This is a genomic window from Pedobacter paludisoli, from assembly GCF_052344095.1.
Classification (GTDB): domain Bacteria; phylum Bacteroidota; class Bacteroidia; order Sphingobacteriales; family Sphingobacteriaceae; genus Pedobacter.
Window position 1 is genome coordinate 3,524,254 of the sequence record NZ_CP179926.1, and the last position, 12,304, is coordinate 3,536,557.

The 12,304-nt window shown below is 39.0% G+C and carries 7 protein-coding genes; all 7 read left to right on the plus strand.

All coding sequences use genetic code 11. From position 1 onward, the window contains the following. The 7 genes from ACJVDK_RS14485 to ACJVDK_RS14515 all read left to right on the plus strand — a co-directional run bounded on the left by ACJVDK_RS14485 (position 1) and on the right by ACJVDK_RS14515 (position 12,260). A complete protein-coding gene (locus ACJVDK_RS14485) occupies positions 1-2,778 on the plus strand; it encodes a TonB-dependent receptor domain-containing protein (RefSeq protein ID WP_443937382.1) in 2,778 nt (925 codons plus the stop codon). A gap of 21 nt (positions 2,779-2,799) precedes the next feature. Beyond that, positions 2,800-4,059 (plus strand): right-handed parallel beta-helix repeat-containing protein, encoded by a 1,260-nt coding sequence (locus ACJVDK_RS14490; protein ID WP_443937383.1) that lies wholly within the window; start codon positions 2,800-2,802, stop codon positions 4,057-4,059. A 1-nt stretch (position 4,060) separates the two neighbouring features. Next, a complete protein-coding gene (locus tag ACJVDK_RS14495) occupies positions 4,061-5,131 on the plus strand; it encodes a phytase (RefSeq protein WP_443937384.1) in 1,071 nt (356 codons plus the stop codon). A 233-nt stretch (positions 5,132-5,364) separates the two neighbouring features. Continuing rightward, positions 5,365-5,958 (plus strand): RNA polymerase sigma factor, encoded by a 594-nt coding sequence (locus ACJVDK_RS14500; protein ID WP_443937385.1) that lies wholly within the window; start codon positions 5,365-5,367, stop codon positions 5,956-5,958. A gap of 183 nt (positions 5,959-6,141) precedes the next feature. Next, the gene (locus ACJVDK_RS14505; RefSeq protein WP_443937386.1) at positions 6,142-7,164 is read left to right on the plus strand and encodes a FecR family protein; all 1,023 of its coding nucleotides are present in this window, start codon (positions 6,142-6,144) and stop codon (positions 7,162-7,164) included. Between the two features lie 39 nt (positions 7,165-7,203). Beyond that, on the plus strand, positions 7,204-10,833 hold the full coding sequence (locus tag ACJVDK_RS14510) for a SusC/RagA family TonB-linked outer membrane protein (protein ID WP_443937387.1): 3,630 nt from the start codon (positions 7,204-7,206) through the stop codon (positions 10,831-10,833). An 11-nt stretch (positions 10,834-10,844) separates the two neighbouring features. Next, on the plus strand, positions 10,845-12,260 hold the full coding sequence (locus tag ACJVDK_RS14515; RefSeq protein ID WP_443937388.1) for a RagB/SusD family nutrient uptake outer membrane protein: 1,416 nt from the start codon (positions 10,845-10,847) through the stop codon (positions 12,258-12,260). Positions 12,261-12,304 lie beyond the last annotated feature (44 nt).

The window sequence follows — 12,304 nt, forward strand, 5'->3', positions numbered from 1 at the left end:
ATGAACAAACTTTTACAAATTCTGTTTTTATTCGTTTTTTGTGCCGGCAGTGCGCAGGCAACAAAAATCAAAGGCCATGTTTACGATAAGCAGACAGGCGAGGCTATTGTGGGAGCCACAGTTGTTTTAGAAAACCCACACATGGTAACCAGCACAGGGCTTGATGGTACTTTTGAGTTTAAAAAACTATCTCCCGGAAAGGTAAAAATTAGCGTTACCTTCTTAACTTATCTTACCCAAACCCAAACAGTAGAGGTTCAGAAAGAAGACAACGAACATTTGAAATTTTACATGGTAGCAGATACCAAAAATTTGGATGATGTAACCATTAAAACAAGCGTTGCAGGCTCAACCGATCAGGGAGCACGCCGATTGGAAAAAAATTCACAACAAATCATGAACATCGTTTCGGGTAAAGCAATTGAAATTTCGCCCGATTTAACTGTGGCCAATGTTGTGCAGCGGGTTTCAGGAATTTCACTTGAGCGAAACAGTAGTGGAGATGGTCAATATGCCATTATCCGTGGTATGGATAAACGATACAATTACACTTTGGTAAATGGCGTTAAAATTCCAAGCCCTGATAACAAATACCGCTATGTTCCCTTAGATCTTTTTCCCTCAGATTTAATGGAAAGGTTAGAAGTTTATAAAACCTTGACACCAAATTTGGAAGGCGATGCAATTGGGGGAGCTGTAAACATGGTAATGAAAAATGCACCAAGCAGATTTCAGCTAAATGTAAATTTAGCAACTGGCTATAGTCAGTTATTTTTTGATAGAAAATTTGTAGCTTATGATGCAACAGGCATTTCAAGTAAATCGCCTTATGAGCTAAACGGCAAAAGCTACAATGCTACGCAAAATGATTTTACCAAAGGAACGTTAGATTATACCTACAAAAATCCAGCCCCTAATTTAGTTGGAAGTTTATCCCTTGGCCAACGTTTCTTGGATGGTAAATTAGGTGTTGAATTAGCCGGTAGCTACCAAAATACCTATCGCGGAAGCAACAGTACTTTTTATAATAGCTCGGTAAATGGAACCGATGCCTACGCAGTAATTACAAGTAAAAATTATAGAGAATATTCAGAGCGCCAAGCACGGACGGGTTTGCACGGTAAAGTAGATTACGCTTTTAATAAAGATCATCAGATAAGTTTATACAACATGTATGTAAATCTTAAAAATGATCAATTACGAGATGCTGTAACGACGACTTATAACGGACAATATAATCCAACTTTAGGCAATGCGGAGTTGGTATATACTACCCGAAGTAGAACCACCGAGCAGCAAATTTATAACAGCACACTTCATGGCGATCATAAATTTTTTAATGAAAAGTTTAAAGTGCAATGGTCGGCGGTGTATTCATCGGCAAAAAATGAAGTTCCGGATAATACCACCATCAGTTTAAATGGAGTTGAGCAAAATTTTCAAACGAAGAAAACTACGTTGGTAAATACTTCGCCGGTTAACCGCAGATGGGAACGTAATACCGATGAAGACCTAGCCGGATACCTTGATCTTACCTATCGTTTCATGATTGGAGAAGATAAATTGGATGTAAGAGCGGGTGGTTTATATCGCGATAAGCAAAGAAGTAGTTTTTATAACAACTACACGTTGGCACCAGCAGCAGCAAATGCAGGCTTGCTTTATGGTGTAGATTATCAAAATTATACGGATTTAAATTTAGTGGTAAGTAACCCAACAGGTGCCGTGGCAAATCCTTTAACCTACGATGCATCGGAAAAAATTGGAGCCGGATACGGAATGTTTGTCTACGCCGCGCGTAAATTAGAAGTAACAGGAGGGTTGCGTGTAGAGCATACTGATCAAGGATACAACATGCTTTTTTCAGCAGGAGAAACTGCTCCAAAAGGACAACAAGTATACACCGATCTGCTACCAAGTTTAACAGCAAAATACTTTTTAAGCGAAAAAGCGCAGTTACATGCTTCATACTACAAAGCACTTAATCGTCCTGGATTTTATGAAATTGTGCCAAGTAAGGTTGTAAATGAAGAGTTTCAGGAACGTGGAAATCCAAATTTAAAAAGAGCAATTGCTGATAATTTTGATTTACGGTATGAACTTTTCCCTGGTGCATCTGAACAATTGTTGGTAGGTGCTTTTTACAAAAGAATAAAAGATCCAATTGAGTATACTTTTCAGGCAGATGCTACGCGTGGTCAGGATATTTATTACTCACCGGGTAATTTTGGAACCGCCAATAACTTTGGTGCGGAGCTAGATTATATCAAGTATTTCCATAAAATAGGCATTAAAGCAAATTATACGTATACACACTCGAGCATTACTACGCCTAAAACAACACGTACAATTAACAGCACTACAGGTGATATTCAGGCTATATCGGTTGATCAAGAGCGTCCGTTGTATGGTCAAGCGGCACATGTCGCCAACTTATCTATTTTGTTTAAAGACACCAAGAAAAGATGGGATGCGCAATTAGCGGGCGGTTATACAGGCCCTCGAATCAATACAGTGTCACAGTTTTTAAACAATGATTTATGGCAGGGTGGATTTATTCAAGTGGATGCATCGGTTGAAAAACGCTTTAAAAATGGCTTAGGAATTTTTGCTAAAGCAAATAATCTTTTAAATACACCAATGAAGCTGTACATCAAAGGAACCAATCCGGAGAATGATAAAATAAGTGAAAATTTAGTAGAGAACGGACGCACGTTAATCAGAGAGGATTATTACGGACAGAACTACCTCATCGGGATACGATATAAGTTTAATTAATTAAAATTTTAAAGTAAAAACATGAAATCGAAGCATATTTTTAGCGTAATGATTTTCGCATTGCTAGGGTTAGCAGGATGTGAAAAAGCAAATGTTGATGTCGATACCACGGCTGTGGACGGATCGGCCATTGGCGAAGTTTCGGGCGTTTGGTCGAAAGGTAGCACGCAAGTAATCAAAGGGGATATTATCATCCCGGCAGGAAAGTCGCTTACCATTGAAGAAGGCGTGACGGTGTTGATGGACACAATCGCGAAACCAGAAATTATTGTAAAAGGAAATTTGTACGCCTTAGGAACAGCCGATAATCCAATTAAATTTACGGTAAACGAATTTTATAAAACAGCAGCAAAGAAATTTGGAAAGCTTTGGGGTGGTATTTTAGCCGCACCAACTTGCGAAGAATTGGTGTTGGATCATGCCATTATCGAATACGGTGGTTCAACAACTTCTGATGCGTCAACCTCTGTTAAAATGGGGCTATACAAAGCCGTTGCTGGTGAAAACCTTCCAGCGCTTTGGTTTTCAAATGCAAACGGGCGATTGGTGGTTCAGAACAGTATTTTTAGAAACCTTCAAGAAGATTGTACCTATATTGAAGGGGGTAAAATCATTTTCGCGAACAACGTTTTTTATACGACTGGCGTAACGGGTGGAGAAGCAATGAACTTTAAATCGGGATGTTTAGCAGACATAGCCTATAACTTGGTTTATAGTACAAATACAAATGCTTTAAAACTATCAAATACGGGCGATAAATTACCACAAACCTATATTATTGCCTACAACAACACCCTCGTGAACACAGGTTGGAGAAGACCAACAGCAAAAGGTGGATCGATTTGGTTAGAAAGTACCGTGCGTGCTGATTTGTTTAATAATCTTTTTGCTAATACGCGCTTTGGTGTAAAAAGAGATCCGAAGAAACCAGAAGACGCCCGTTCATCGTACAGCAATAACTGGTATTATGGATTTGATCAAACAACAGTAAATCAATTTCAGCCAACGGGCGATATTGTTGGCGGTAAAAATGATGTGATTAGCACTGTTGCCGGTGCAAATGATCCAAAATTTGTAAATTATCCTGTAAATACGGCGGTTACCAATGCCGATTATAATACGGCATGGGATTTTCATCTACAAGGAAATTCTCCGGCCTTGGGTAAAGGAATTACGAGCTTTACGCGCTACCACAAAGCAGGAATTGTGATGAAAAATGGAATTACGTATACATCGCCAGAACCTTCAACATTTGTAGGAGCGTATGGTATTAAAAATTAAAATGAAAAGTAAATTATCAATAATAGCCCTTGCATTTTTAAGTTTTGGCGTTTCATGTACCGGTATTCCGCAACCGCTGGATAAGGATGCTGTAAAGCCGCTTTACGTTTCCGACCCGGTAGGTGTAGATTCAGATGATCCGGCAATTTGGGTCAACGCAAGCCATCCGGAGCAGTCCTTGGTCATTGGTACCGATAAAGACGCGAACGGAGGTTTGTACGTTTTCGATTTAAAAGGGAAAAGTATTCCCTCTAAAACCATAAAAGGACTACAACGGCCTAATAATGTGGATATAGCCTATGGTTTGCTGTTGAATGGTAAAAAAACCGATATCGTCGTAACCACCGAAAGGTACACCCACAAGCTGCGTATCTATAGCTTGCCAGATATGAAAGCGATTGATGAGGGCGGAATTCCAGTATTTGAAAATGAAACAGCTTTGGAGTTCCGCGATTTGATGGGGATTGCTTTATACACCGACTCATTGGGGAAAATTTATGCCATTGTAGGACGTAAAACAGGACCCACTACTGGTGGTTATTTATGGCAATATCTGCTTTCGGATAATGGTAGTGGAAATGTAAAAGCAGATTTGGTGCGAAAATTTGGAAAGTACAGTGGAAAGAAAGAAATAGAATCCATTGCGGTGGATAATGAACTAGGCTATGTGTATTATTCGGATGAACAAGAGGGAATTAGAAAGTACTACGCAGATCCCGCAAAAGGAAATGAAGAGCTTGCCTTATTCGGTCAGGGTGATTTTTCGGTCGATAACGAGGGAATAGCTATCTATAAAACAGCAGGAAATAAGGGATATATTCTTGTTTCAGATCAAGGTTCAAGACAATTAAAAGTATATAGCAGACAAGGTAAGGAAGGGGCTGTGAATCAACACCCTTTGCTTAGTACACTGAAATATTCGGCGAATCAAACCGATGGGCTAGATGCGGTTTCGACACCTTTAAATGCCGATTTCAAACACGGCTTAGTCGTAGCTATGAGCGATGATAGAACCTTTCATTTTTACAGATGGGAAGATTTGGCAGGAAAAAAACTGGATGTAAACCCCTAACGCACGGTAGATAAGAATGAAAACGCTCGCATTTTGCGGGCGTTTTTTTGTTTGTTCTCGCTTAGTTAAAAAATCAATCTCTCGTTTTGTTGTCAGATAAAATCAATAATACGGCTGTGAATGATAAAATTTGTTAAAAAAATTGAAAACTTGCTCCATGTGTTCACTTGGTGTAAAAGATTGTGGCTTATGTCAAAATTTTTTAAGTTATTTGGATATTAAATTCTCTTTTTTTGATAAATAACACAGACGATATTGAACTTTGGCAAAGGTTGCAGCGCGGAGAAAGGGAGGCCCTTGATGTGCTTTACACCAAGTATTTTCAGTCGTTGTTTACCTACGGGATGCGTTTACTGCAGGAAGAAGAAGGAGTGTATGATTGTATTCAAAATCTGTTTGTGAAACTTTGGGTCGATCGTAAGAAGTTAAGCAGCGTAGATAAGGTGAAGAACTACTTAATTTCATCATTAAGAAACGGAATTACAAACTACAGAATCAGTGAAAATAAATTTCAAAAGGTAGAAGTAGAGGGCGATATGCATTTCGATTTGAAATTTACGGTAGAGTCAGAATTTATTAAGAAAGAAGAGCAGGAGGAAAAGGCCGTTAACCTGACAGCAGCCATGAACCAATTAACAGCTAGGCAAAAAGAAATTTTATACCTGAAGTATTATGAGGAAATGGACTACACCGAAATTGCTGCGGTAATGGATATGACACTGAAAGGCACGTATAAATTGAATGCGCGCGCGCTTGAATCGCTGCGTCTTATTATGGGTGTTGATAAAGCATTGTTATTGGCAATGCTGTATACAATTAAATCTTAAGCAGTTTTATTACTTGTTTTTGTCTCTTTTTCTCAGCGAACGGGTGTTTTCTGCCCAACAAAAGCAATCATTTTAATGTAAAAATGGGCATTTTTAATTTTTTTAAAAAAAAGTTAAAAACTTTGGGGTGTTTTTTTGTCGTTTATTGTCTTTATAGAGACAAGTGCATAAAAAGCCCAAACTATGACTCAAAAAACTTATCATCAATTTACAACGGAAGAGTTTTTACTTGATGCCGATTTTATTCGGTATGTGAAGTTTAAAGACCCAGAGGATGTTGTGTTTTGGGAAAATTGGGCATTAGAAAATACAACGAGTAAAAGTGTCTTTGAAGATGCTCGTTTAGAGTTAGAGGTCATTCTTAGTGCAAAAGCGATTCCTGTTCCGACAGGTTTTATGAAGAATTTGCAGGCAGATATTAATCGAAGTATTGATCAAATCCAACAGAAGAAACGCAAAGTGCTTGCGCTTTGGGCATGGTCGTCGTCTATTGCCGCTAGCTTGGCACTGGTATTTGCAGGAGCCTGGTATTTCAACAGTACAGTAACCATCCGAACTGAATTCGGCCAAGTAAAGGAATTAGTGTTGGCAGACGGAACCGAAGTTACATTAAACGCGAATTCAACACTTTCATATCCAAGAGCGTATAAATGGAAAAAAGTACGTTCAATTGTGTTAGATGGGGAAGCCTATTTTAAGGTTAAACACCTTAACCAAAACCCAAAGCAAATTAAAAATGGCGAATTGTTTCAGGCCGAAACTGGAAGTGTTGAAGTACAGGTTTTGGGAACCGAATTTAATTTGAAAGAACGCCATGGTGTTGCCCACATTGCTTTAATTAATGGTAAGGTACAGGTAAAATCGATTAAAACAGGTGCTCAATATATTATGACACCAGGCAATGTATTAAAAGTAAATGCCTCAAATGGCGAATTAATCCACGACGAGCAAGACCCAGCTATGATATCGGCTTGGACGGACGGGAAGTTAATCGTCAATCAAACAAGTGTAAATGAAATTATCGCAGCTTTCGAAGATTTATACGGCTACAAAGTTATTCTAGATAACCCGGCTTTGGGCCAGAAAAAAATCGATGGAAGCATCTCTATAAAGAGTGAGCAAAGTTTACTGTTCACCCTGAGTAATATTTTAAATGTAAACATTAAAAAAGAAGGAAAAATCATCCGCTTAGAAACACGGCGATAATGATTTAAAACCAACCAAACAATCAAACAACCAAACAAAATGACCAGAAGTTTTACCAAATCAGTTCAACTTCTTCTGCTCGTTCTCTTTTCGTTCAGCATGAATCTTCATGTACTGGCACAAGATAAGAGAATTACCGTAGAGGAGGCATTGAACGCTATTTCGAAGAAATACAAAACGAAGTTTGCCTACGAACATGGAATTGTTCAAGGAAAATTTACTTCAAGCGAAAGTTTAAAGGCAAAATCTTTAGATGAAGCTTTAAAGCGCACACTGTACGCAAATAATTTGTTGTTTTTGTATGTGAGCGAAGGAACCTATACCATTGTCAGCAGAGATGAGAAGCTAACGACTCCGACTCAAAATGCAGGAGTAGTTTCTGCGGTGGATAACAAAAGCGATGAGTTTTACCTAACAGGAGAGGTTTTAGATGAGACGGGAGGGCCACTTCCAGGCGTAACCATTAAGTCGAATGCTTCCAACACGGTAAAAGTTACCGATAGTAAAGGGAAGTTTGCTTTTTTTGTTCCAAGTAATGCAACAATGCTTAGCTTTTCATATGTTGGGTATCAAACGGCCTCATTAAATATTACCCCGAACAGTAAAAATGTAACTGTTTCGCTTACCCCATCAGCAGCGAATCAATTACAAGATGTGAACGTGGTTTCAAATGGATACCAAACGTTATCAAAAGAACGCATTACAGGGGCAGCATCGGTGGTTACCGCAAAGCAGTTGGCGCAAATTTCTGTTCCAAATGTTCTGCAACGTTTAGAAGGCTTAGCAGCAGGTGTTAAAATTGATGTCTTATCAAGCGACCGTAGTTTTGCCTATAGTTCGGGTACCTCAACCGGGGCTCAAGCGTCTTTAAGTGGAGGAACCAGAACACGTGGAAGGAACGATTATAACATGAATATACGAGGAACGAGTTCCTTAATTAGTGAAACATTTCCGCTTGTGGTAATCGATGGAGCCGTTTCTGAAATGGATATATCAACCCTTAATCCAAATGATGTAGAAAATATTACCTTTTTGAAAGATGCTGCGGCAGCTTCCATTTGGGGTGTACGTGCTGCCAATGGAGTAATTGTTATCACAACCAAACGCGGTGGCAGTCAAAAACAACCGAGCATCAATGCTTCGGTGAATATGAGTATTTCGGAAGATCCAGACTTGGATTATTATAAGACCATGACTTCGGCACAGCAATTAGCCTATGAGAAAGAATTGGTAAACCGAAATTTCATTATTGATTATGGATCTAATTCATACAGTAATGCAATTAATATGCGCAGTCCGGGTACGTTTTTGGCTTTAAAACTAAAAGCCGGTACCATTACGCAATCAGCCTATGATGCTAAAGTGGCAGAATTAAGTGCCATTGATAACCGTTCACAGATTTCGCAGTACTTTTTGCAGAAAGCAAAAAATCAACAATATAATTTTTCAATCGGAGGTGGGTCGGATACCTATAACTACTATTATTCGGCTTCATATGCAGAAGAAACTCCCTTTACGGTTGGGAATTCAGGAAAACGGTTAACCGCTACTTTAAACAACTCGTGGAAATTATTTAAAGTGGCTACATTAAGTGCAAACTTGAAAGGCTCGTTCTTTAATTATCAAAATAACGGAATTTCCTTAGCTACTTTATGGAATTCAAGCGGAGGTACCACATTGATGCCATATTCGCTAGTTGCGGATCAAAATGGGAAAGGTTTAGCTTTTGATCGATTAAATCCGGATTATACCGCAACATTACCGGCTACGTATAAAAATTGGAAATATAATTACATTGATGAATTGGCGCTAGCTAGTGATGAACAAAAGGATAATAATTATGTAGCATGGTTTAACTTAAACGTGCCTATTTTTAAAGGCTTATCAGCAACAGCACAATATACCAATGAGCGTACTTTTAGTAATCGTCGAGTATTTTACGATCCAAATAGCTACACCATTCGTAACATGTTAAATTATTTTACACCTACGGGGGCATCTACCAATAGTATTGGCCTAGCTTCTAATGCGGGGGCGTTAAGTACAATTAACACCTCGGTAAATAATTACAGTCTTCGTAGTCAGTTAGATTACTCGAATACTTTTGGAAAAGACCATCAAGTAACTGCGTTAGCAGGAACAGAGTTGCGTGAAACCAATATGGGTCAAGGAAGCCAAGTAATTTATGGATACAATATGCAAACTGGTTTTTCTGCTGCAGTAAATTATGCTGGCTCGGCGTATCCATCGATCGCAGGATATAATGGCTCACTTAGCCTAGGTGGTGCACCTATACAAGGCGACAAGAAGCGTCGTTTTCTTTCTTATTTTAGTAATGCATCTTATACCTATAAGGATAAATATGTTTTATCGGGAAGTGTTCGCTACGATGATTATAACAATTTTGGATTAGACGCGAAGTACCGTGCAACTCCACTGTGGTCAAGCGGTTTGAAATGGAATGCAAGTAAAGAGGACTTCTTGAAAAATGTTAGCTGGATAAGTAATTTGGCATTGCGTGCAACCTATGGAGTAAACGGAAATATTTCTACTGATATTTATCCATTTACGTACATGGGCTTAGCGTCTAGCCCTGATTATACCACCAATCAACAATACGGATTTTTGGTTGCTCCGGCAAATCCTGCATTACGATGGGAGAAAACATACGTAACCAATTTAGCCCTCGATTTTGGGTTTTTAGACAACAGAATTACGGGTTCGGTAGATGTATATAAGAAAAATGGAAAAGATATTCTCTATAGTTTCCCGATTAATAACACCTATACCGGAACCATTGTAAACACATTAACCACCAACTCCGCATCATTAACTGGGAAAGGCGTTGATCTTTCCTTGAATGCTTCTATTTTAAGAGGAAAAGATTTAACTTGGTCTGCAGGGGCTAACTTCTCGTACAATACGAATGAGGTAACCGACAACCGTTTTAAAGATAATTTAACAACTTCGTATTATTCATCTCCTGCAAGTATTTCATTTGTAACAGGATATCCAACCGATAAATTGTTGGTGTATAGAAATGTGGGCTTAGATGCAAACGGTTTAACGCAGATTTACGATGAGAACGGTGCGATTCTGAAAGCAACCACTACCACGGTGCCAACTTTTGGTGCATTACAATATGCCGGACGCAAACAGGCTCCGTATTACGGGGCGATTAATCAATCCTTACAATATAAAAATTTCACCTTATTTGTAATGGCAACTTACCAGTTCGGAAGTGTATTTTTAAAGCCTAGTATCGCAAATTACGCAACCAATCCAAGCAATGTTACCTACGATTTGAGTGCGGATATTGCGAATAGATGGCAAAAAGCAGGAGATGAATTAACCACTTCAGTACCGGGCTTAAATGGAAATGCAACTTCAGTGTATTATAGTTTAATGAGATATCAATATTCAGATATCAATGTGTTAAAAGGAGATTACATCCGTTTAAGAGAAATTTCATTGAGTTATGATTTGCCAGTTCAGAAATTTGTAAAGCAAATTAAAGGGGCGAAACTTGGTTTTGCAGTGCGTAATTTAGGTTTGTTGTGGACAGCAAACAAAGAAGGATACGATCCTGACGTAGTGAACTATGTAAATACAGCCTACAATTTTCCTGCGGCAAGGTCATACAATTTTTCTTTAAATCTTAATTTTTAATCCTGAAGTATATGAAAACGATATATAAAAGTTTAAGCTTGTTTTGCATGGTTTTTAGCTTGGCAAGCTGTCAGAAATTTGTAGAGATTAAAACTCAGGGAACATTGGTGCCAGGAGAAACATCAAACTATAGATTGTTATTAAACAACACCTCGGCATTTGAATCCGGCCCGGGATTGGTTGATTATGCCTCTGATGACGTAAGTTATGTAGATGGAAGTGTGCAGTTAACCAGTATGGGGGCAAGTGAATATTACATCTGGACGCTCTACAGTTATAAATGGAGCAATGTAATTTATCCTGCAAATAGTGCTTATTACTATTCTGATCCGAATTGGAACAGTATGTACAATGCAATTGCTTACAGTAACACCATTATTTCAGAGGTGCCAACCAGTTCTGGAGGAACAGAAGCAGAAAAAGCGCAATATGTTGCCGAAGCATTGGTGCACCGTGCAGATGCGTACTTAATGCTGGCAAACACGTATTGTAAGCCGTATGTTGCTGCAACAGCGGCTACCGATTTGGGTGTGCCGTTAATTTTAACGCCAACTACCTCACAATCTTTAGCAAGGCCTTCCCTTCAGAGTGTGTACGATCAAATTATTAAAGATTTAAACGCGGCCATCCCTGCATTACCAAATACGCAAAACTACAATACGTTACCATCTAAAGTAGCCGCATACGCGGAATTGGCAAGATGTTATTTGTATATGAACGATTATGCAAATGCCAATAGCAATGCCGATAAAGCATTAGCTATAAAAGGAAACTTGGTTGATTTAGGTGCTATCAATGCCATTACTTACGGTACATACCCGCTAAGAGCCGTAGATCCTGAAGTTATTTTGTCAAAAGTATCAAATGGTGGAGTTTCGGCTTACACCACAACAGGAATGCGCTTAAGCAGCGATATTTTAAATTTGTTGGGTACAAAAGATCAACGATATAATTTATTTACCGCTGATGCTTCTCTAATATCAACAACTTATGTGCCGGCAGGTGGCCGTTTCTTTTACCGCGACAGAGCCATTGGCGAGACCCGCAATATTGGTCCAAATGTGCCGGAAATGATGTTGATTAAAGCAGAATATTATGCCCGTAACAACGACATAGCCAATGCCATTCTGTGGATGGATAAAGTTCGTGTTAAACGGTTTAAGCCAGCTGACTACGTAGCCTCAACTGCAACAACGGCTGCCGAAGCCTTAACGAAAGTAATAGATGAACGACACCGTGAATTCTTTTGTAGAATGCTTCGCTGGTGGGATATGCGCCGTTTGAAATCGGAGGCAGCTTTCCAGAAAACTTACACCAGAACCGTTTCAGGAGTTACTTATACCTTGGCACCAAACAGCAATCGATATGTATTTCCAATTGCGGAGTATTTGCGTCAATTAAATCCTGAATTACAACAAAATCCATAACACACACATACAAATAAAGCGGAGCAGCGCTTGTCGCCGCTCCG